This window comes from Eubacteriaceae bacterium Marseille-Q4139 (genome assembly GCA_018223415.1).
Lineage (GTDB): Bacteria > Bacillota > Clostridia > Lachnospirales > Lachnospiraceae > CABSIM01.
The window spans coordinates 1830081-1852263 of record JAGTTQ010000001.1; the positions used below are offsets into that span (position 1 = coordinate 1830081).

Consider the following 22183-nt stretch of genomic DNA (forward strand, 5'->3'; position numbering starts at 1 on the left):
TCAATGAAAGCTGATATCTAAAACCAGGATTTCACTGTCGGTGCCGACGCGCATGGCAGGGCCCCAGACCCCGGCGCCGGAGGTGACGACGGAATACATGGAACCTTTTCGGACAATCCCGCACGGGTTTTCCCAGAACAGCCGGAGCATGAGGTTTCCCGGAAAGATCTGGCCGTCGTGGGTATGTCCCGAGAGATCCAGATCCACACCGGTCGCTGCGGCCTGGGAAAGCTCTTTGGGCTGATGGTCCATGACAATCAGGGGCCTGGTGCGGTCAAGCCCCTCGGTCAGTCCGGCAAAGGACATGCGCGTTTCCCCCTCCTTTTCTGACTTGGAAGGATCCTTTCTGCCAGCCAGATAAAACTCCCCATCGATACAGATCACCTCATCTTCAAGGACATGGATTCCAGCCTGTTTAAGAAACGCCGGAAAGCGCGGATCTTCTTTCAGCGCCCCTTCTTTGGAAAACGTAAAGCCGGCCAGTACCTTCTCACTCACGTCATGATTCCCATAGCATGCATAAACACCATAACGGCTCTGAAGACCGGCCAGGATGTCTGCCGTTTCATCCGGAGATGGGATGGCATCGAATTCGTTGTCGAAAATGTCGCCGGCGATGCAGACAAGATCCGGTTCTGCGGCGTTGATTTTTTCTGCCAAATCCTGAACCTGCCGGACGGAAGAATTGTACCCGAGGTGGAGATCGGAAACAAGAACCAGCCGGAGGCCCGAAAGGCCGCAGCTTTTTTCGATGCAGATCGGATATTCACGGACATAGAGGCGCCTGGCATGGAGAATTCCGAAGGCACTGACAGCGAGGATGCAGAAAACCGTCAGGAACCCAATGGCCGGAAATGCATGCGCGGAAGAAAACAGCGGCCGGATGGGGTGGACATCGGCCCATCCCAGAAGGCGGAACAGCCGTCTTGCCGCATCAAACAGCAGGATCGTGAGCAAAATGTAAGAAAACGTGCCGAGCCAGTAGTTCCCAAGAACCTTCAGAGCCCGGTGCCACGGGGCAGCCGTGATGAGAAAGCTGCTTAGCGGGCTGAGGGCCAGAAAAGAATAGAGAAGAATGACCGGGATCCGAAACCAGAGGGAACCAAAGGTGCAGCAGCACGCCCTGGCCCAGGCAAGAAGCCATGTGAGGACATAGTAATTCAAAAGCAGGTAAAAGGGCGCCAGAAAAACAGCAATCATACGGATTCAGCCGCCGGCGGCTGCCAGCCTTTGCAGAGATCGACCCATTCCAGACAGGCGGAGTACTGTTCCAGCTCGGCAGGCGTCAGTTCAATGGCGCTGTTGCTGCTTCCGCATGCCGGGAAAACTGTGTTAAAGCGGCGCAGGGAGACATCCAGATAGACACGGATGCCGTCCTCAATGCCGAAGGGGCAGACACCGCCAATGGAATGGCCGATTTTTTCAGATACTTCTTCAGGCGACAGCATTTTCGCCTTAGTGTGGAAAAATCCTTTGAATTTTGCATTGTCGACCTTGGCGTCTCCGGCCGTTACGATGAGAACCGGGCCGTCGGGAAGCTGGAAGGACAGGGTTTTTGCAATCCTGGCAGGTTCACAGCCGACCGCCTGGGCGGCCAGCTCCACGGTCGCGGAAGAAACGGGAAATTCCAGAATCCGATCCTCCATATCCCAGGTCTTAAAATAATTCCGAACGCGTTCTATGGACATAAAATCATCTCCTGATCTGATTGTTTTTGCTACCCATCAGTATAGCTTTGTGAATGGAAATTTACAAGAGGCTTTGAAAAGTTGTAACAGTTCAGCCATACCATTCATAATTTGACGGATTCTATTGTATCGACCAATAAGAAATGATATTGGCCGTCAAATGATTCATGTCGGGCGTCCGCCCTATATCCACATATGATAAAATTCTGCTCTGTGAGCAAGCTCCCACGCAGCATTTTGTCATATGTGTCTGCATGGCTGAACGGTTACGTAAAATCGAGATGCCCGGAAAATATACCGCGGCGGGAATTTTGTACAGAATGGCAGAGGTTATGGCTGGAAAAGATGGTGAAAGCGGAATCGGAACATGGTATAATAACAGTAAATATGGGCTTACGCCGGCACAAACAGCAGGAAAGCCGCAGGGAATACAAAAAGGAGAGATTTCATGATAGATCTGGACGGGATGGTCTCCATTCCATATTTAAAGAAGGCCGTTTTTACCGGAAGCTTCCGGAAAATGCGGTATCTGATCCGCAAACAGGAAATCGACGGTCAGGACAGGATCCAGGCAGCCGTCTGGCCGGGGCCGTATATTTTCTCTGCTACGGAGGATGAAAAAAAGACGTTTCAGGATTTTGAATTCAGTCACGAAGGGCTCCAGTCCGCCGTTTCATGGCTGAACAGCCAGGCGGAGGAACGATTCCGGACGCAGGACGGAGAGCAGGCGTAGGTAGAGCGGCGCGCACAGAAGCCGGCGCGCCGCGCCATATAAAAAAGCCTAGAAAGAAGGCGTCCGAAGATTCAGATCGAGAAGGACGGCACTGAAGTTTTCCTTAAGCCGGTCATGAATCTGGCTGCGGACAGAGAGAAAGAGAGGAAGCTGCGGCTCAGTAATCTGGAGTCTGGCTGCCCACCGGGCTGGGGAAGAATCACCGGAAGACGGATATTCCGGCATGACGCGCACGCGGAAATCCGTAAATCCCATGGAAGAAAGCAGAGCCTCAGCCTGTTCGGTTTTTTTCAGAATATCGGCGGTAATCGGGACGTTTGCCGGAACTCTGGTTGCCAGGCAGGCGTAAGCCGGCTTATCCCATGTAAACAAACCGGCATTTCTGGAAAGTTCCCGAAGCCTTGCTTTTGTGACGCCGCATTCCCGGAGCGGTGAAAGCACATGGAGCTCCTTTAAAGCCCGCATGCCGGGACGGTCGCCGGCATCGTCAGAGGCGTTTGTCCCATCCATGATTTCCGTAAAGCCGTCGGCCTCAGCCGCCTCCAGGATGGAGCGGAAGATCACATTCTTGCAGTAATAGCAGCGGTCGGACGGATTTTTCTGTACTTCAGGAACCGACAGGACATCGAAAGGCAGAACCTTCATCGGAACCTGGAGCATGTCCGCAAGCCGCCTGGCATCCTCAAGCTCAAACTGGGGCTGGAACGGCGTGGAGACATAGTATGCCTGCATTTCTGTGCCGCATCTCGAAGCGGCGTAAAGAAGGTAAGCCGAATCCGTGCCGCCGGAAAAAGCCAGGGCAATCCGCCGGTGATTTTGAAAAAAGGTTTTGAGGGAGGCCGGGATAGTCTCTTTTTCGTTCAAATCGCTTTCTGCCAGCCGGTTTTCCATATAATTTTCCAATTCTTTAAACATTTTGTCAATCTGCTCCCTTGTTTCTTTATGAACGAATCTGGTGCGGTCAAAGGGCATCCGGTAGTAACCCTGTTCGCACGAAATTTTGATGCTTTCCGGGTAATTAAAATCGAAAAAGAAGGCGAGAAAGCCGACCCAGTAATCCAGATACGTCTTCCGGATTTTCTTATCCACGCTTTTATGGGCGAAAAATGCCTGAAGCACGGCAGGCGTGATGGTTTCAGCGGCGATGGTTTCCTCGGAGGCGCCGACGACGTCTGTCATGGCCTCGCAGGCAAAAACCCGGAAAATGTCGCATTTATCAGCGTCCCGAATCAGCCGGCAGAGCTCCAGGGTTTCGCCTGCATTGGGATTCTCAGAGAGGGCCGGATCAATTTCATATTGATTGTGGCTGCGGACGGCAGTCAGAACCATGTCCTGATCTTTGGCGGAAAGCGCTGAGAGAATCGCCTCTTCCCTTAAAATCTGACAGCTCATTTCCGCATGATTACAGCTTAAATGATCGAGGAAAGTATCGTACTGGCGGAGCTGTTCAAAACGGCCGATGTCATGGAACAGCGCGCAGAGCATGGCCAGCTCCTTTGTATGTGCAGGAACGCGCCGCATGATGCAGAGGCGCTCCATGATTGCGGTGACGGAATATGTATGCAGGATTTTGAGCGCTACGCGGCCGTCATGCTGGTCGTATTTGGCGGCATAGGCATCAAAAAAATGTTTGTACCATGAAAAATCAAAAGCCATAGATAATCCCTTTCTTTGGTGAATTTCCTATACTATAACATTCCGGTACCAACATTTCAACTGGTTCATCCTGTCAGACATCAAGTGTACTCTGCGATTTTTCCTGCTCTATCCGCCAGAAACTATTGGAGATTTTCCCTGTCCTGTGTATAATGGGAAGTAGCTTTAGGAATCATGCCGGCAGGCAGAAAATAAGGGGAGGTTACGAATGGACGAAAAAAAGATGATTGAAGCTGCTTCCGAGTACATTGATATGCATCGGGAGGAAATGATGGCACTGTGGGAAACACTGGTTTCCACAGAGAGCGGCAACTCCGACAAAGAAGGTGTCGACCGGGTCTGTGCGATCCTGGAACAGGAGTTAAAGGCGTCCGGCGCAGAAACGGAAACGATTCCCATGGAGAAAAAGGGAAATCTCCTGCGGGGAGAATTCCAGCCGGACGGGGAAAAGGAAGCCATTCTTCTGATTGGCCATATGGACACCGTATTTGCGAAAGGGACGCTTGCAAAGAATCCTTTCCGCATTGAGGACGGCAGGGCATACGGCCCGGGAGTCCTCGATATGAAGGGCGGGCTCGTGATCGCAGTCTTTGTTCTACGGGCGCTTCGGGCATGCGGATATGACAGGCATCCAATCCGCGTCGTCTTTGCCGGAGATGAGGAAAACGGCCACCGGGAGAGTACAGCAGAGGCAGAAATTCTCCGTGCCTCCGACGGATGCATGGCGGCGTTCAACTTTGAAACCGGCCTGCTGGACGACAGCCTCGTGGTGGGCAGAAAAGGCTCTTGCCGCGTCACCATGACAGTAACCGGTGTAGCCGCTCATGCGGGAAATGATCCGGAGCGCGGGCGCAGCGCAATTCTTGAGATGGCACACAAAATTATTGAAGTGCAGGCGCTCAACGATTATGCCCATGGCCTTCTTGTGAATGTGGGACTGATCGAAGGCGGAACGGTTGTCAATGCGGTTCCGGCCAACTGCCAGATCCAGATTGACATCCGGTATGAGGACAGAAAGCGTCTGGATGCCACTATCGAAGCGCTCCGCGAAATTGCAGCAAAGTCCCATGTGCCGGATACGAAGGCGGAAATTGCCATGACAAAGCCGAGCGCGGTGATGGAGGTGTCGGAGGCAAACCTGCATCTGTTTGAACATGTGAAGCAGGCGGCAGAGCTGATCGGCTACGGGGAGGTCAGGACAAAGACCGTAGGCGGCTGGTCTGATTCCTGCCTGGCAGCTTCGTGCGGCGTTCCTGTGGTATGCTCGATGGGCGTAAAAGGCGCCAAAAATCATTCCATGGATGAATATGCCGTTGTGGACACGCTGTTTTCCCGTGCAAAGCTGGCCCTGGCTTCCATTATCACGTTATAACGGGAGGACAAAATGGAGATTATCTTATTAAAACAAATCTGCATCATGTTCCTCCTGATTCTGGTCGGCATTTTCCTTGTGAAAAAAGGATATTTGTCGGAACAGGGCGGAAAGGATCTGGGCGCGATTCTTTTGCGTGTCGTGATCCCGTGCGTTATCGTTAAGTCTTATATTACGGAGTACACACCGGAAAAGGCTGCCGGTCTGGCGATATCGGTCGGTCTGGTGCTTTTAGCACTTGGAATTTCCATGGCGGTTTCTTTTCTGGTCTTTGGAACCCGCAGGGGGATTGAAAACTTCGGCGCTTCTTTCTGCAACGTCGGCTTCATGGGAATCCCGTTGGTTCAGGCCGTCATGGGCGAGGAGGCAGTTTTTTACCTTACTGCGTTCATTGCCCTTTTAAACATTCTTCAGTGGACATACGGCGTCCTGATTATGACAGGAAACCGGGAGTTTGTCCGCGCAAAGGTGATCGTCACGAATCCGGCTGTGCTGGCATTCTTTTTAGGAATTCTTCTGTTTGTTCTTCGCGTTCCGGTTCCGGATATCATCGTGAGCACTCTGGGAAGCATCGGGAGCATGAACACGCCGTTAGCTATGATTATTCTCGGAACCTACCTGGCGAACATGAGCTGGAAAGAGCTGTTTCAGGAAAAAAGCGCATATGTGTGCACGTTTATCCGCCTCATCGTGATTCCGGCAGTTACGCTGATTGTTTTTTGCCTGCTTCCGGCAGGAGCCACGGAAATCAAAGCCGTTGTCCTGATTGCGTGCTGTACGCCGGTCGGCGCCAACATTGCGATTTTTGCCAGACAGTATGACAAGGACTACCGGCTTTCCGTCGTTACGGTCTGCCTGACAACGATTCTCAGCATCGTGACCGTCCCGGTATTTTATCTGTTTGCAGAAAAATTCCTTCTTTATAATATGTAGTTCAGAAAGGACAGAAACCCAATGGCATCGCGGAAATCTAAATACAACATGCTGACGGATCCTCCCGGAAAGGCGCTTCTTTTCTTTGCCCTTCCGATGATTTTCGGCAACCTGTTCCAGCAGTTTTATAATATTACGGACTCCATCATCGTCGGCCGTTTTGTGGGCGAGCAGGCGCTGGCGGCCGTGGGCGCTTCCTACGCCGTCACGAATGTTTTCATCGCTATTGCAATCGGCGGCGGGATCGGGAGCTCCGTTATTATTTCTCAGTTCCTGGGGGCCGGGAAAATGGAGAAGATGAAAACGGCCGTATTCACGACGCTTATCAACTTTTTTGCCATTTCCGTGCTCCTGGCGCTTGTCGGAATCACGTTAAATAACCGGATTCTGGGATGGATCCATACGCCGGAGGACGTATTCGCAGATGCAGCCGTGTATCTGTCCATTTATTTTATGGGCCTGCCGTTTTTGTTCATGTATAATGTTCAGGCATCCGTATTCAACTCCCTTGGCGATTCCAGGACACCGCTTTATCTGCTGGTGTTTTCCTCGCTTTTAAACATTGTCCTGGATCTGGTTTTCGTCATCTGCTTCGGCCAGGGGGTTCGCGGCGTGGCCATTGCGACGCTGATTGCCCAGGGCGTTTCTGCGGTCATTTCCTTCGGGCTTCTGATGCGGAAGCTTAAGGGCTACGATACGGCGGAAGCCTATGCGTTTTATGACCTGGAAATGATGGTTTCCATGGTAAAAATTGCGATTCCGTCCACGCTCCAGCAGTCCATCGTGCAGATCGGGATCCTTCTGGTGCAGTCGGTAGTCAACAGCTTCGGTTCGGCCTCTCTGGCGGGCTATTCGGCCGGCATGAAAATCGAGTCCCTGAGCATTGTGCCCATGCTGGCCATGGGAAATGCCATGTCGACGTTTACGGCGCAGAACATCGGGGCCGGGCAGCTTTCGAGAGTAAAAGAGGGCTACAAAATGTGCTATGCGACCGTACTTACCGTCGGCGTTGGCCTCTGTATCCTGTACCAGCTTTTCGGCGGGGCATTCGTATCCCTTTTCCTGGAAGAGAAAACGAGCGAGGCGTATTCGGTCGGACTGGCCTATGTTCATTTTCTGGCGTTCTTTTACTCCTTTATCGGTCTGAAAGCCACGACCGACGGGCTTCTGCGCGGGGCCGGGGATGTTGCGGCGTTTACGGCGGCCAATCTTGTGAATTTGTCCATCCGTGTGATTGTGACGAATGTGTTTGCTCCCATTTACGGGATCCAGGTAGCCTGGATGGCAGTGCCGATGGGATGGGCGGCCAATTATCTGATCTCGTTTGGCTGGTATCTTACGGGGAAGTGGAAACGGGTGAAGGTCATCAAGAAAAATTAAGAAATTAAGATGGCGGAAGCAGAAGACAGGCGCTGCTTCCGCCGTTTTTCATATGTAAGAATTGAATAGCATCAGTTTTTAATCGGAAAAGCAACTTCAGCCTTAAACAGGTCACCGTCAATGGTGAGCTGGAAGCTGCCGCCCTGAAGCTCGGTGAGGTCTTTGGCAATGGAAAGGCCAAGACCGCTTCCCTCAGTGGTTCTGGATACATCGCCGCGGACGAACCGCTCTGTCAGTTCCTCCGGCCGGATGTTTAATGGGGACGCGGAGACATTCTTGATAGAAAAGACGACGCGTTCTCCCAGATCCTCAATTCCGATATAAACTCTGGTGTTTTCCATTGCATATTTAAAGGCATTGTTGTAAAGGTTCTCCAGTACGCGCCATAAGCGCCGGCCGTCGGCCTCGATGACGATTACCTCGTTGGGGAGCGTGCTGACCATCTCCAGATGGCGAAGCTCATACTTCTCCTCAAATTCACCGTTGGTCTGCTGGACAAGCTCTACGATGTCAATGTCGGCAATCTCCAGTTTGATGTTTCCGGAGCTGACTTTGGAGGCTTCTACGAGGTCTTCCGTCAGCGTCTTAAGACGCTGCGACTTCTGATCGAGAACCTCTAAGTACCGCAGGATAGTCGGATCGTCAATCTGCTCCCTTTTTATCAGATCAATATAGTTGATAATAGAAGTCAGCGGCGTTTTGATGTCGTGAGAGACATTGGTAATCAGGTCGGCTTTCAGGCGCTCGCTTTTTACCTGTTCGGCCAGAGCCGTTTCCAGACCGTCGCTGATGCGGTTTAAGCCCTCGGCGAGTTCCTCTTCGAGGCCGGAAAATTTGGACATGTCCACCTTGTAGCTGGTTTCACCGGAAGCCAGCTTTTCAATGGCCTCATGGATGCGGTCAGTCTGGACGGAATTGCAGTACAGATAGTAAAATACCAGCAGGTTTCCGACAGCCCACAGGATTGCCAGGACGAGGAACACTACGGAGCGGAAAATGTCATGTCCAAGCTGGAGAAAGAAATATGTTCCCGCAGAAACAGCCAGAATATTGCAGCCGAGATAGAGGAGGAAGCAGATCACAAGCCGGAACTTGAAAGTCCTTTCCGACAGAACGTTCACAAGCTGGCTTAAGAAGCTGTTGCTCCAGAGGGTCTCGGCTTTATAGCGCCTTACCAGGCTGAAAAACGCGATGAGGCCGCAGAAATAAAGGCAGCCGAACATCACAATCCTGTTGGCGCGATCCCAGTAGGACTGCACAACGAGAAGATGCAGGATTTTCGAGAGCACCGGCGCGGCAAACTGGACGCTGGCGGCCGATACGATGAACATGATGATCAGCATGACCTCAGTCTTTAACTTGTCAAAAGGAAACAGGCGGATGGCCTTGTCTCCGAGCGCTTCATGGCCGGACACCATGATTAAAAATAACAGCGTAAGCAGACAGCCGAGCAGGCCGATTCCCACGAGATAAATTCCCTTTACAAAAGAGTCCAGGGAGTAATTGTAAGCGGCGACAGCCTGGGCATAGTCGTCATTTGCCGTATAGGAGGTATCCAGCCCGACGGCAATGTAGTAATTGGTGCTGTTGTACGGATTATTCTGCGTCAGCAGCGCCGGGATGCTCGGGAACGTGGAGTCAAAGTTTGTCTTGACGTTCAGATCGCTGGAATCTCCGGAAAAATAAATGTATTTCCCCATGGCCATCATGTCTTCCACGGACATTTCCGGGGCATTGGTATGAACTTCATAGAGGGACGGATTTCTGGAATAGTACGCCACGCGGAAATAGAAGTTTGTGAAATCCGACATCAGCCTGGAGTAAATCGAGTAGTAGGACGCAAACCGGGACAAAATCTCATAAGTCTGCTCCGGGAGCGTGGAATAGGCCTGGTCGGGGCCGGAAAGCTCTTCTTCCGACTGGTAGCACCGCCAGCGGACATAAACCTGCTCATTGTCCTCGTCGGAGAGTTCCTCCGGGCCGCCCTTTAAGATGTAATTATCCGTTTCATCCATATAATAGCCAAGCGATTTACCGTATGTAATGATGTCATTCAGCGTATAGCTCTGTTCCCCGCCGGGGCCGGAGGTCGTCTCCAGAACTACTTTGGAGTAGTCGACGGAACCGTTGGTCTCAAAAAATTCCTGATAATTGATATAGTCGAAAATACTTGTGATATCAGACTGTACCTTCTTATTAAAATCCGGAGACTGTTCAAAGCTTTCATCCTGGAGCCACTCCAGGCCTCTGCCGTAATTGCTGTTCAGGTACATGAAACCGATGCCTAAAAAGGTGATGAAGGCAAAGATCACATGCAGAACGGCGCCAAAACGCTTAACAAAAGAAGTCGCGGCATTCTGCTTCATCGGATCACTCCTTTACTGCTGCTTCTCAATTTTATAGCCAACGCCCCACACCACCTTCAGATAGCGGGGCTCCCGGGGATTGATTTCGATTTTCTCCCGGATATGGCGGATGTGGACGGCAACCGTATTGTCGGCCCCGATGGCGTCCTCGTTCCAGATTTCTTCATAAATCTGGTCGATGGAAAAAACTTTCCCGGCATTTTTTACGAGAAGGAGAAGAATGTTGTACTCGATGGGCGTCAGCTTAATCAGTTCGCCGTCCACGGTCACTTCTTTATTCTCATCGTTGATCTGAAGGCCGCCGCATTTGAACACCTGGGAATTGTTCTGCTGGTTCAGGTTCCCAAGCTGTGTATAGCGGCGGAGCTGGGATTTTACGCGGGCAACCAGCTCGAGCGGGTTGAATGGTTTTGTTATGTAGTCATCGGCGCCGATGTTCAGCCCCAGGATTTTATCTGCATCTTCAGATTTTGCCGACAGGATAATGATGGGGATGCTGCTGGTTTCGCGGACTTTTAAGGTCGTCCGGATCCCGTCCAGCCCGGGCATCATAACATCGACAATCATCAGATTGACGTCATGGGTTTCCAAAAGCTCCAGAGCTTCATAGCCGTCATAAGCCTTGATTACATCAAAGCCTTCACCGGTCAGGTAAATATTGATCGCTTCCACGATCTGTTTATCATCATCGCAGACAAGAATCGTTTGCATAATATGGCCTCCTTATGTAGGATAGGTATTGTAAGCGGAAGGTAGATTTGCGGGGATTGGCACGCCTGCCCGCAGAGATGAAAAGATGTTCACCGCACTTTGCGGTCATTATGCCATGTCCACTTTGCGGCCATTATACCATGTCCGCTCCGCGGCCATGGTGCCTCCGGCGGATTTTAGCGCCTGGCTTTCTGCGGTAAACGCAGAAACCAGAATGCGCAGGTATAATAACCGCTCTGCGGCTATTATACCATAAAAGTGCGGTGAACGTATTAAGTTTTCCTGACGATTCTCAAAAAATACCAGACGGTTATCAGTTGAAGCGGAAAATTGCCGTTCCGTAAGCCGGAAGCGGGTAGGCAAAGGAGTAGGGCTGGCCGTCGCATTCCTTTTTGACGGAACGCACGGAGAGGGCATGATCGCCGCGTTTGTAAAGGCCGTGGCGGCTGTCCAGGATCAGCGAGTAGGTGCCGGACTTTGGTACGCCGACGCGATAGTCCGGGCGCTCCATCGGGGTGAAGTTGCAGATGAAAAGAAGATTTTTCTTCCCTGTCTCATCCCGGCGTATGAAGCTGAAAATACTGCGGTCGCCGTCGTTGGCATTGATCCACTGGAAGCCGTTCCAATCGTTGTCCAGCCGGTACAGTGCCGGATATTTCCGGTAAATGTGAAGCAGGTCACTGTAATATTTCTGAAGGTCTTTGTGGAGTGGCTCGTCAGCCAGATACCAGTCGAGGGCCGTCTTCTCATCCCATTCGTGGAATTGGCCGAAATCCTGCCCCATAAAAAGGAGCTTCTTGCCGGGATGTCCGATCATAAAGGTATAGCCGACCTTGAGATTGGCAAATTTATCTTCATAAATCCCAGGCATTTTGTTAATCATGGAACATTTCAGGTGTACAACCTCGTCATGCGAAAGAACCAGGATGAAATTTTCGCTGGAAGCGTAAGTGATGCCGAAGGTCATCTTGTTGTGGTTGTATTTTCGGAAATATGGATCTAACTTCATGTATTCCAGGAAATCATGCATCCAGCCCATGTTCCATTTAAAAGTGAAGCCGAGGCCGCCGTTTTCCGGTTTTGCAGTGACTCCGGGCCATGCGGTAGATTCCTCAGCAATCATGACTGCTCCGGTAAGATGTCCGGTCAGGACACTGTTTAAGTGGCGGAAAAACTCAATGGCTTCGAGATTTTTGTTTTCACCGTACTGGTTCGGAACCCAGTTTCCATCCTGTCTGCCGTAGTCCAGATACAGCATGGAAGCGACAGCGTCTACGCGGAGTCCGTCCACATGATACTTTTCGACCCAGTACATAGCATTCGCAATAAGGAAGTTTTTGACTTCATTTTTTCCGTAATCGAAAACTTTTGTCCCCCAGTCGGGATGCTCGCCTTTTCTGGGATCCGCATACTCATAGAGCGGCTGGCCGTCAAAATCAGCAAGGCCGTGGGCGTCTCGCGGGAAGTGGGCCGGAACCCAGTCAAGGATCACGCCAATTCCTTTTTTATGCATGTAGTTGACAAAATACATGAACTCCTTCGGCGTTCCATAGCGGGAGGTGGGGGCATAATAACCAGTCACCTGATAGCCCCAGGAACCGTCAAAGGGATGTTCTGCAATACCCATCAGTTCTACATGGGTATATCCCATTTTGAGGACATAATCAGCCAGCTCTTTTGCAGCTTCTTTATATGTATAGTAGCCTTCTTTTTCTTTTCTGGCGGCTTTTTTCCAGGAGCCGATGTGCACCTCATAAATGGCATAAGGCGTCTTCTCAGGGTCGTTTTTCCGCCGTTCTGTCATCCATTTTTCGTCTTCCCAGGAAAAGCCTGATATGTCCGCGGTAATGGACGCTGTTCCCGGGCGGAATTCGGCGCTGAAGGCATAGGGATCAGCCTTAAACAAAATTTTCCCCTCGGCCGTTGTCACGGCATATTTATAAAGCTCGCCGACTCCCAGTCCGGGGATAAAAATTTCGTAGATCCCGGAATCTTCGAGGGGCTTCATTGGAGAGGCATCGGGATCCCAGCGGTTGAAATCGCCCACAACGCTGACGGCCTGGGCATGAGGGGCCCACACGGCAAAATACATGCCGTCCTTTCCTCTGTATGTTTTAGGATGGGCACCCATCTTTTCATAAATCTCGTAGTGGGTTCCCTGTCCGAATAAATATCTGTCCAGATCCGTAATAAAGCCGGTTCCAACCTGCTTTTTCCTTGGCTTTTTCGCAGGTGCCGGGTCTTTTTTGTTCGCTTTTGTACTCATAATTACCCCTCCACAATTTTATAAATCACGCCGCCGTTTGCAGGCAGTGACACCGAAAAAGCACCGTTTTCGGCAGAGACAAGGCATGGCTCTTTCTCCGATGGAAACAGGGCACATTGCTCTGTGTTTCCGCACGACTCAAAAAGAATCTCAGCCGAAGCGCTGCCGGATACGCCCTTTGGAAGCCGTATTTTTACATCGGCCGGCGTGTCATCGTTGTTGACGGCAGAAAGGATCAGGCTGGTTTCTCCTCTGCGGGCAAATGCATACTGCCGGTTTGTGAGAAGAAGTTCTTCGTACTGCCCGCTGTGGAATGCGTCGAAACATCCATGAAGCCCTGCCAGGCTGGAAATGGCGTCGGTAAGGCCGCAGTGAAGAGACGGTTCCTGATCCATGGAGACAGCAGGACGAAGGGCGTCGTCAGAGGTGGAAGACCGGATCCCCTCCATTCCCCACTCGCTTCCATAGTAAATGGAAGGGATACCGGGGAGCGTAAAGAGAAGCTGATAAACAGGGAAAAGATGTTCCTTTTTTCTCAGCTTGCTGGCAAGCCGGTTTTCATCGTGGTTGTCGGCAAAAGTATAGAGCGATGCCCCGACTGCCTCGAGACGCTTCACATTATGGGCAATTTCAAAGTAATTATGGTCGTTATGACCGGAATAAAGGGCCTTGTGGAGCTCATAGTTGGTGACGGAATGAAGGGCGGACGGCGTCACAAAACGGGCATACTGGCCGTGGATGACTTCTCCCATCAGCCAAAAGTTTTCCTTTATGGAAGCAGTGAAAGAACGCAGTTCTTCCATAAATGCAAAATTCAGATCCCCGGCGCAGTCCAGCCGGATCCCGTCGATGTCAAAGGTTTCCACCCAGAACCGAACCGTATCCAGCAGATAATTCCTGACTTCGGGATTCTGGAGATTCAGGCATGGGAGTTCAAAGTGCCCCTGCCACGCTTCATATCCAAAGGGATCCCCGAGCGGACTCCCCCATCCGAAGTTTATGCCGCGGTACCAGTCTCTATAAGGCGAGGCTTCCCTATCCTTTAAAAGACTCTGGAAGGCAAAGAATTCCCTTCCTGTATGATTGAACACACCGTCAACGACAACTCGAACCCCTTCCGCGTGACATTGTTCCACGAAGTTTTTGAAATCATCGTTGGTTCCCAAACGGCGGTCCACGAGACGGTAATCCCTGGTGTCATAGCCATGGCGAGTGGATTCAAACAGAGGGCCGATGTAGAGTGCCGTCATGTTTAAAGATTTCATATGAGGGATCCAGCGAAACAGCTCTCTAAAACGGTCGGATACCGCAGTTTCACAGTTTTCCTTTGGCGCCCCCGTCAGCCCCAGGGGATATATATGGTAGAAAACAGCCTGTTCATACCAGGTGTGCATGATGTCAGACCTCCTGAAGTTCCCGCCTTTTCAGGTTGCGCAGAAGGAACTGGTAACGGAGCTGTGCTGCATTCAGTTCAAAAATATAGCAGTCGATAAGCGTTGGATCCACTACCTGTTCAAAACGGTTCTGGGCAGAGAGGATTGCCCCTTTGCTCAGTTCGATCTCACGCACAAGCTCTCTCAGATCATTCTGGCGTTCCCGATCCGATGCGGTTGGTTTTTTCCTGAAAATCATACTGCCACGCTCCTTTATAGGGTTTTGATGGTAGTATTGTCAGGCATTTTACAAGATATTCATTTGCTGGAATTCTTAAGTAATTCGTTCCCGAAGCCGATCAGTTTTTCAATCGCCTGATTGCTGTTCAGATAATAGAAGTTGCAGACGCCTTTCTGGAGTACATCAATCAGTCCTGCTTCCTTCAGGATTTTCAGATGATGCGAGACCGCAGGGCGGGAAAGGTTAGTCTGTTCCGTAATTTCTTTGACATTCAGTCCAGGAATTTCTCTTCTGTTTTTCTGACGGCTTATCTCATACAGGCATTGAATAATGGTCAGCCGCGTCACGTCTCCAAGGGCGATGAAGAGCGGGACGCATTCGGAAAAATATTCTCCGAGCTGCTTTTCTTCAGCCATGTAAGCCCTCCTTTGGTTTAAAAATATAAACTGATTGTATTCTACCATCATTCGCGGACGGAGTCAATGGATTGTATCAAATTTCTATGAAAAACCTTGTTGACATAATTATTTTTGTTGAAAATTGACGAAAAAAGGGGGCTGTATTTTACGAAACGAAGATTGACTTTTCGTTTGGAATCCTGGATAATAAGGGCACATTCAGAAATGAGTTCTTCATTTTAGTCTCAGTTTGGCGCTATGCCGGTACAGCCTGTTTCAGGCAGCATTCCAAAGATATTATCAGGTGAAGAGGACCTTTATTTTGGCTCTTGAGAGGGAGTGATGTTATTGTAAGGACTGGATTATTGCTGTTCCTTATTCTGGCAGCCATTACGGACTGTCGGAGGAGAAAGGTTTATAACACGCAGGTTTTTGCAGGTATTTTCGCAGGAATTTTGTATTTTGCCGCCGTCGGATACGGAAAAGGAGGAAATTTTTTAACGGCGGTTTTGGAAGTAGCGGGATTTTTGGCAAGACTTTCGGCTGTCTGCATTCTGTTCTTTCCGTTTTTTGTATGCAGGATGATCGGCGCCGGAGATATTAAGCTTATGGGGATTTGCGTGGGCGCCCTGGGTATCTGGGACGGGATCTTTGCAGTTTTTGCGGGGCTTTTGCTGGCGGCAGCAGCTTCTGCATGGAAGATGTACAAGGACGGGAGTTTTCGGGAGCGTCTGTGTTTTCTTGGCCGGTTTGCGGCCAGAACAGGGCGGGAACACAGGCTTTCTGTATATCGTGAGTGGAATTACAGGAGGGATGTCATTCCGCTTGGGCCGTTTCTTGCGGCCGGATACAGTATTTATCTGCTGTTTTCCTGAGAACAGGGAACAAAAAGGAGGGCGGCGATGAAAAAAACGATGGCAGTTTACGACTCGGATCCGTTTTATGCGGAGCGGCTGTCGGATTATGTAAACAGAAAAGAAACAGGGATGTTCCAGGCCCAGGCATTTACATCAAAGGAAAAGCTGGAAGCGTATATGAAGGAGCATGGTGTCGATGTACTGCTTGCGGGGGAGGATACGGATCTTGGGACTTTGGAAGGCAGATACGATGGACAGCCGATTTTTTTGTCGGAGGAGAGAAAAGGTCCCGGCGGAAAGAAGCGGGAAATTTATAAGTATCAGTCGGGAGACGATATTATCCGGGAGGTGATGGCATGCTATTGTGAGATGCCGGGGACTCCGGAAGGATATGGAAGCGGGATGCACAGGATGCGGAGAGTTATCGGGGTGTACTCGCCGGTGGGAAGATGCGGAAAGACATTTCTTGCATTTTCCATAGGTCAGATTCTGGCAAAGGAGGAGCGGGTTCTGTTTTCCAGCTTCGATGCATTCAGCGGCCTCTCCGGCTTGATGGGCGAGCGGTGGAAACGGGATCTTTCGGATTTGGTTTACTATTATAAACAGGGAAGGCTCAATGCCATGAGGCTTAATACCGTTCTCCATTTTATCGGGGATATGGCCTGGCTGCCTCCCATGAGATTTCCGGAGGATTACAGCCAGATTTCGGCAGAAGAGCTGGTGGGAATGTTTGAAGAAATCGCCGGAGAAGGGAATTTTGAAACGCTGGTTCTCGATATCGGTGCATTCGGAAAGCAGGTACTCCCGTTTTTAAATCTGTGCCAGATCGTATATATGCCGGTCAAGGATGATGAAGTGGCCAGGGCCAAGATACGTGAGTTTGAAGAGTACATAGAAGAACAGGGCAGCCAGTCGATGCAGGATAAAATCCGTAAGCTCCATGTCCCGGCTGTGATGGGAAACAGGAGAATGGAACATTTCCCGCAGGAGCTTGCCTGGGGAGAACTGGGAGATTTTGTCAGAAATATGTTAAAGGGGCAGAGCAGCCTATGGGAGACCTGAAAAAGGAGCTGAGAGAGCGGCTTTTGGAATCCATCAATTACCAGAAGCAGATGGAGGATGAAGAGCTTTCGGAGCTGATTGACGGAGAAATTTTTTCTGCCGCCTCGGAGCGGCCGCTGACGCTGAAAGAAAGGATGCGGCTCCAGCGTGAGCTGTTTGATTCGTTCCGGCGCCTGGATATCCTTCAGGAGCTTGTAGATGACCCGGAAATTACGGAAATTATGGTCAACGGGCCGGAACATGTCTTTGTCGAGCGCCACGGCCGGGTTGAGCGATGGGAACACGGTTTTGAGTCCAGAGAACAGCTTTTGGATCTGATCCAGCAGATTGTCGGAAAGGTCAACCGGATTGTCAACACATCCTCTCCAATCGCGGATGCGCGCCTGGAGGACGGCTCCCGTGTCCATATTGTTCTGGAGCCGGTGGCTTTAAACGGCCCGATTCTTACGATACGGAAATTCCCGGAGGCAATTACCATGGACAGGCTTCTGGAATATGGAAGCCTGTCTGAGGAAGCTGCCGATATTTTAAAGGCGCTTGTGGCGGCCAAATACAATATTTTTGTCAGCGGCGGTACAGGGGCCGGAAAAACGACATTTTTAAATGCGCTTTCCGAATTTATCCCTTCGGATGAGCGGGTGATCACAATCGAGGATTCGGCGGAGCTGAAGCTCTGCCATATTGAAAACCTGATCAGCATGGAGACAAGGGAGGCGAATGCAGAAGGGGAAGGTGCAATCGGGATCGGAGAGCTGATCCGGGCGTCCCTGCGTATGCGGCCGGACAGGATCCTTATCGGAGAAGTGAGAGGGAAAGAGGCTCTGGATCTGCTTCAGGCTATGAATACAGGCCATGACGGAAGTTTTTCCACGGGACACGGAAACAGTGCAAGAGATATGCTGGCGCGGCTGGAAACCATGGTGCTAATGGGGGCAGATCTTCCTCTGGCGGCAATCCGGAGCCAGATTGCATCGGCCATTGACATTATGGTTCATGTGGCAAGAATGCGGGATAAAAGCCGAAAGGTTGTTTCCATAGAGGAGGTGGACCGCTTTGAAAATGGTGAAATTATCCTCAATCCCATCTTCGAGTTTCATGGGAGCCTTGAGAAAACAGGAGAGCTTAAGCACAGGGAAAAATTATGGCTGTCCGGAACCGGATTATAGAAATTACCGTCTGAGCAGGACGGAATGGCTTCTCTATGCAGGACAGGGAGCTGGATATCTGGCTGTAATGGTTTATGTGTTTTACAGAAGCGCCGCGCTGTTTTTGCTTCTGCTTCCAGCATGTATTTTGTATCCGGTCTATATGAGGAATGTGCTGCAAAAACGGCGGCTGGAAAAGCTGAGTCTCCAGTTTAAAGACGCCATTTTAATTCTTGCATCGGCTTTGAATGCCGGATATTCAGTGGAAAATGCGTTTGCTTCTTCCGCAGGCGAGCTTGACCGGATCTATGGGGAAGATTCTATGATTTCTCGGGAAATCCGCCTGATCTTAAGAAAGGTGAAAATGAATCATCCGATTGAGGAGGCGATGAAAAATTTTGCAGACAGAAGCGGTTTGGAAGATGTCAGGAATTTTACAGAGGTTTTCACGGCGGCCAGGAAGAGCGGCGGAGAGCTGATGAAAATCATTTCCCGGACAGCGGAGATTATAGGCGAGAAGATCCGTATGCGGGAAGAGATTCTCACAATGACATCGGCAAGGCGAATGGAGCAGAAAATCATGTCTGCAATTCCAATTCTTCTGGTGATTTATATTGAATGGACGTCGCCGGGATTTTTCGATATTCTGTATGGAACGATGATGGGACGGGTGATTATGACCTGCTGTCTGGGCTTTTATTGTCTGGCGAACCGGCTTTCCGCGGCTTTTCTCAATATTGAGATGTAAAAATAAGGGGGCTGTGATGAAGCGCGAAGAATGGAAAAAGGCAGGAAAATATATTGCCTGCATGATGGCAGGCGCAGGACTTTATATTCTTATGGAATTTTCCTCTCAGAGCGGCGGCGTGGATTCGTACAGGCTGGAAAGAAATTCCTGGGGTGAGGGGGATGCTGTGTACCCGCTTGAGGTGTACGGTCTGGAGGAAGATGCGGTTTTCGTCGAGCTCTCCGTGCCGGAGCAGAAGCTTTCCAGGGAAGAGGGAATTTCGGTTCTGGGACAGGTAACGGAACTTTTATATGCCAGGATCCTGGGAGAAAACCCTTCTTTGGAGGAGGTGAGAGAAAATTTAAACCTGGTAGGGGAAATCGAGGAGTATGGTCTCTCAGTCTCCTGGACATCAGAAAATCCGGAGCTGCTTAGCAGCAGCGGAACGGTATATGAAGAGGAGATACCTCCGGAAGGAGCGACCGTATATCTGGAGGCGGAACTTTCCAACGGGAGCTTTGATGAGAAGATTGAAATTCCGGTGACGCTTTATCCGGAAGAAACAAGCCTTGAGAAACGATTTGAGGACATGCTTTGGGCAGTCATGAACAGCAGGCCTGAAGAGGGGTATGTGACGCTTCCGAAAGAATTCGAAGGGAGAACCGTCTCTTACCGTACAGCCGAAGAGGGAGAAAATGAAATCATCCTGCTGCTTGGCATAGCTGCGGCTGTCTGTTTGCGATTAAAAGAAAAACAGGATATGGAGGAACAGAGAAAGAAAAGGGAAGAAAGGCTCCTTTTGGACTATTCGGATCTGGTTTCCCGCTTTATTGTTTTAACGGGAGCAGGTCATACGATCCGGCAGGCATGGAAGAAAATGGTGCCAGAATCTGCGGAGGCGGAATGGCTGAAACGGCATCCTGTTTATCAGGAAATGCGGATCACCATGAACCAGATTGAGACAGGAGTCAGTGAGATTCAGGCTTATGGAGAGTTTGGCAGAAGATGCGGACTGCGCTGCTATATACGGTTTTCTTCTCTTTTGCAAAGCAGCCTTCAAACGGGAGGAAAGAATCTGAGGAAGACTCTGGAGTCTGAAATGGAAGAAGCATTTGAACAGAGGAAAGATATCGCCAAACGGCTTGGGGAAGAGGCGTCAACAAAGCTTTTGATTCCGCTGTTTCTGATGCTGGGTGTTGTAATGGTAATGGTAGTTGCGCCGGCGTTTTTAACGCTGGTATGAAAGGAGAAGTTATGAGGACATTTCGGGAGTTTCTTTTGGAAGAAGATGGAGTGGGCGTGATTGAAGTTGTGCTCATACTCGTCGTGTTAATAGGACTTGTAATCATATTCAAAAAGCAGATCAACGATCTGCTCGAAAATATTTTTAAGGAAATCAACAAGCAGTCGAAAGAGGTTTATTAAGCGTGAAAGAGAAGGGGGAAATCACAGTATTTCTAAGCCTGATCCTTGTCTGTGTTATTTCTCTCCTGCTTGGAATTCTGGAATCCGCGCGGACTGCCGGGGCCCGCTTGTATCTTCAGATGGCGGCAGACTCCGCGGCGGCTTCCCTGTTCAGCCAATATAACCGGAATTTATGGGATATGTACCGGCTTTTATTCCTTGAAGCAGATACAGATGAGGCAGTTATGGAATCTTATGATCGTTATATCGATTTCTATATGGAGCAGGAAAATCTGTATCCTATGAAAAACGATGGGAGCCGGATCATCGAAAAAAGAATGCTGGAGGACGACGCTGCCGCCGCATTTGAAGAAGAAATTTTAGCATATATCATGTACCGGCTCCCAGATGTGGCATCAAATCTGGCTGGAATTACGGAAGCGGCCAACGAGGCGGCAAAAGCAGGTGATTTTAAAAGTCTTTTGGAAACCTGCCGGCAGGCGGGGAGAAAAACGAGAAAGCTGGAAAAGGCAAGAAACAGCATCGAAAACAGCCTGCAAAAGATGGAGGAGCTGAGGGAAAACGGCAGTACGGCAATAGGAAAAGAACAGGAGAGTAAATTTCGGTCTAATGCGGGGAAACTGAAGGCGGAGATGGAAAAGTTTTCCGGATATGTGGATCAGTATGAAGACGAGCTGGAAGAGCTTAAGGCATACGGTGAGAGCATGGAAAAACAGGAGACACTGGACGACACTGAAGCGGCGGGATGGATGGGACAGGAGAAAACGGCATATGCCGGAATCATAAGACCAGCATCAGAAGCGTTGGCGGATTATCGTGATATGTGTGATGCCATAGACGGGCAGATGGGCTGTATAGAGGAGGCGCTTACTGTTTTGGATACGGATATTGGAGGAGAGGACGAAGAGGAAGAATACGACTGGGGGGAAATTGAAAGTCTGTGGAATTTATTGGAGATTCCGGAAGGAACTGCGCAGGGAGAAGAGGACAAAGAAAAGTCTGAGGCATTAGACCGTCTGGAAAAACTGCTGGACGCTGATCTTCTTTCGCTGGTGCTTCCTGCGGGAACGGAGATTTCCGGAAAAGAGGCAGATTTGTCCGGAATTCCATCGGAACGGTTAAAGGACAAAGGAACAATTTCATTTTCACCGGAAGTTCTTCTGATAAATGAATATGCATTCCTATACTTTAACAGTTTTTTGGAGGAAACTAAAGAGATGGGCCTCCAGGGAGAACACATACTTTCCTATGAGCAGGAATATCTTCTTGGCGGAAAGGCCTCGGACAGAGACAATCTGAAGGCGGCCGCAGAACAGATGCTCGCTGTGAGAGGCGCCATGAACCTGCTTTATCTTCTCGCGTCTCCAGATAAAAAAGCGGAGGCAGATTCCCTGGCGGCCGCCGTGTCAGCCGGGGCTGTGCCGGTACAGTTTGTGGTTTCGTTTTTTATTTTGACGCTGTGGGCTTTTGGGGAAGCGGTAATGGATGTAAGGTGCCTTTTATCAGGCGGAAAGGTTCCTGTATGGAAAGATGAAAGGAGCTGGAAGCTTGGGATGGAGGAGCTGCTGACCTTAGGATTTTTGGAACAGGAGAATCCTGGGCAGAGCGAGTCCGGCTATGGCTACGAGGAATATATAAGGGTTTTGCTGCTGCTCCAAAATCGGACAGAAAAAAATTATCGCATGCTGGATATTATTCAGTGGAATATGCGCACAATCCAGCCGGATTTTGAAGTTAGCGCCTGCATATACCAACTGAAAATAGAGACAACAGCAGTCCAGAAACATGTTTTCCTGCTGAAAAGTGAATACCAGACTGTCGTAAGTGCAGAAAAAAAGTATTGAGATGGG

21 protein-coding genes are annotated in these 22183 nt (G+C 50.2%); 12 read left to right on the plus strand and 9 right to left on the minus strand.

The genetic code is table 11. The features are described 5' to 3' along the window. Positions 1–1200, minus strand: a complete 1200-nt coding sequence (locus KE531_08800; protein ID MBR9953705.1) for a metallophosphoesterase — start codon at positions 1198–1200, stop codon at positions 1–3. After that, positions 1197–1688, minus strand: a complete 492-nt coding sequence (locus KE531_08805; protein MBR9953706.1) for a YbaK/EbsC family protein — start codon at positions 1686–1688, stop codon at positions 1197–1199. The genes KE531_08800 and KE531_08805 overlap by 4 nt, the downstream gene beginning before the upstream one ends. 254 nt (positions 1689–1942) lie before the next feature. On the opposite strand from KE531_08805, the gene KE531_08810 reads away from it, so the two are divergent. Together KE531_08810 and KE531_08815 are read left to right on the plus strand one after the other, a co-directional pair. After that, the gene (locus KE531_08810) at positions 1943–2140 is read left to right on the plus strand and encodes a hypothetical protein (GenBank protein ID MBR9953707.1); all 198 of its coding nucleotides are present in this window, start codon (positions 1943–1945) and stop codon (positions 2138–2140) included. Continuing rightward, a complete protein-coding gene (locus KE531_08815) occupies positions 2137–2421 on the plus strand; it encodes a hypothetical protein (protein ID MBR9953708.1) in 285 nt (94 codons plus the stop codon). The genes KE531_08810 and KE531_08815 overlap by 4 nt, the downstream gene beginning before the upstream one ends. 48 nt (positions 2422–2469) lie before the next feature. Here KE531_08815 and larE read toward each other — a convergent pair whose 3' ends face one another. Then, entirely contained in the window at positions 2470–4077 is a 1608-nt protein-coding gene (larE, locus tag KE531_08820) for an ATP-dependent sacrificial sulfur transferase LarE (GenBank protein ID MBR9953709.1), read from the minus strand. A gap of 208 nt (positions 4078–4285) precedes the next feature. Here larE and KE531_08825 point away from each other — a divergent pair, with 208 nt between their 5' ends. Genes KE531_08825 through KE531_08835 form a run of 3 tightly spaced genes read left to right on the plus strand, consistent with a single transcriptional unit; the run spans position 4286 to position 7762 of the window. Continuing rightward, positions 4286–5449, plus strand: coding sequence for a M20 family metallopeptidase (locus tag KE531_08825; protein ID MBR9953710.1), 1164 nt, complete (start codon positions 4286–4288; stop codon positions 5447–5449). Between the two features lie 12 nt (positions 5450–5461). Then, positions 5462–6382 carry an AEC family transporter gene (locus tag KE531_08830; protein ID MBR9953711.1) on the plus strand — a complete coding sequence of 307 codons (921 nt, stop codon included), beginning with the start codon at positions 5462–5464 and terminating at the stop codon, positions 6380–6382. Positions 6383–6430: 48 nt separating this feature from the next. After that, positions 6431–7762 carry an MATE family efflux transporter gene (locus KE531_08835; GenBank protein ID MBR9953712.1) on the plus strand — a complete coding sequence of 444 codons (1332 nt, stop codon included), beginning with the start codon at positions 6431–6433 and terminating at the stop codon, positions 7760–7762. A gap of 71 nt (positions 7763–7833) precedes the next feature. Here KE531_08835 and KE531_08840 read toward each other — a convergent pair whose 3' ends face one another. The 6 genes from KE531_08840 to KE531_08865 form a co-directional block, all read right to left on the minus strand. Further along, positions 7834–10128, minus strand: a complete 2295-nt coding sequence (locus KE531_08840; GenBank protein MBR9953713.1) for a HAMP domain-containing histidine kinase — start codon at positions 10126–10128, stop codon at positions 7834–7836. A gap of 12 nt (positions 10129–10140) precedes the next feature. After that, positions 10141–10839, minus strand: coding sequence for a response regulator transcription factor (locus KE531_08845; GenBank protein MBR9953714.1), 699 nt, complete (start codon positions 10837–10839; stop codon positions 10141–10143). Between the two features lie 313 nt (positions 10840–11152). Continuing rightward, a complete protein-coding gene (gene glgB, locus KE531_08850) occupies positions 11153–13105 on the minus strand; it encodes a 1,4-alpha-glucan branching protein GlgB (protein MBR9953715.1) in 1953 nt (650 codons plus the stop codon). Between the two features lie 2 nt (positions 13106–13107). Next, positions 13108–14499 (minus strand): alpha-amylase, encoded by a 1392-nt coding sequence (locus tag KE531_08855; GenBank protein ID MBR9953716.1) that lies wholly within the window; start codon positions 14497–14499, stop codon positions 13108–13110. Positions 14500–14503: 4 nt separating this feature from the next. Continuing rightward, a complete protein-coding gene (locus tag KE531_08860) occupies positions 14504–14737 on the minus strand; it encodes a YaaL family protein (GenBank protein ID MBR9953717.1) in 234 nt (77 codons plus the stop codon). A gap of 59 nt (positions 14738–14796) precedes the next feature. Beyond that, positions 14797–15135, minus strand: coding sequence for a winged helix-turn-helix transcriptional regulator (locus KE531_08865; GenBank protein ID MBR9953718.1), 339 nt, complete (start codon positions 15133–15135; stop codon positions 14797–14799). A 347-nt stretch (positions 15136–15482) separates the two neighbouring features. Between KE531_08865 and KE531_08870 the strand changes: the two genes are divergently transcribed. Genes KE531_08870 through KE531_08900 form a run of 7 tightly spaced genes read left to right on the plus strand, consistent with a single transcriptional unit; the run spans position 15483 to position 22177 of the window. After that, the gene (locus tag KE531_08870) at positions 15483–15992 is read left to right on the plus strand and encodes a prepilin peptidase (protein ID MBR9953719.1); all 510 of its coding nucleotides are present in this window, start codon (positions 15483–15485) and stop codon (positions 15990–15992) included. A gap of 27 nt (positions 15993–16019) precedes the next feature. Beyond that, positions 16020–17036 (plus strand): hypothetical protein, encoded by a 1017-nt coding sequence (locus tag KE531_08875; protein MBR9953720.1) that lies wholly within the window; start codon positions 16020–16022, stop codon positions 17034–17036. Then, the gene (locus tag KE531_08880; GenBank protein ID MBR9953721.1) at positions 17024–18202 is read left to right on the plus strand and encodes a CpaF family protein; all 1179 of its coding nucleotides are present in this window, start codon (positions 17024–17026) and stop codon (positions 18200–18202) included. The genes KE531_08875 and KE531_08880 overlap by 13 nt, the downstream gene beginning before the upstream one ends. Further along, the gene (locus tag KE531_08885) at positions 18132–18929 is read left to right on the plus strand and encodes a type II secretion system F family protein (GenBank protein ID MBR9953722.1); all 798 of its coding nucleotides are present in this window, start codon (positions 18132–18134) and stop codon (positions 18927–18929) included. Before KE531_08880 ends, KE531_08885 begins: the two co-directional genes overlap by 71 nt. A 16-nt stretch (positions 18930–18945) precedes the next feature. Beyond that, positions 18946–20151 carry a hypothetical protein gene (locus tag KE531_08890; GenBank protein ID MBR9953723.1) on the plus strand — a complete coding sequence of 402 codons (1206 nt, stop codon included), beginning with the start codon at positions 18946–18948 and terminating at the stop codon, positions 20149–20151. Beyond that, positions 20148–20333 (plus strand): hypothetical protein, encoded by a 186-nt coding sequence (locus tag KE531_08895; protein ID MBR9953724.1) that lies wholly within the window; start codon positions 20148–20150, stop codon positions 20331–20333. Before KE531_08890 ends, KE531_08895 begins: the two co-directional genes overlap by 4 nt. 2 nt (positions 20334–20335) lie before the next feature. After that, positions 20336–22177 (plus strand): hypothetical protein, encoded by a 1842-nt coding sequence (locus KE531_08900; protein ID MBR9953725.1) that lies wholly within the window; start codon positions 20336–20338, stop codon positions 22175–22177. Positions 22178–22183 lie beyond the last annotated feature (6 nt).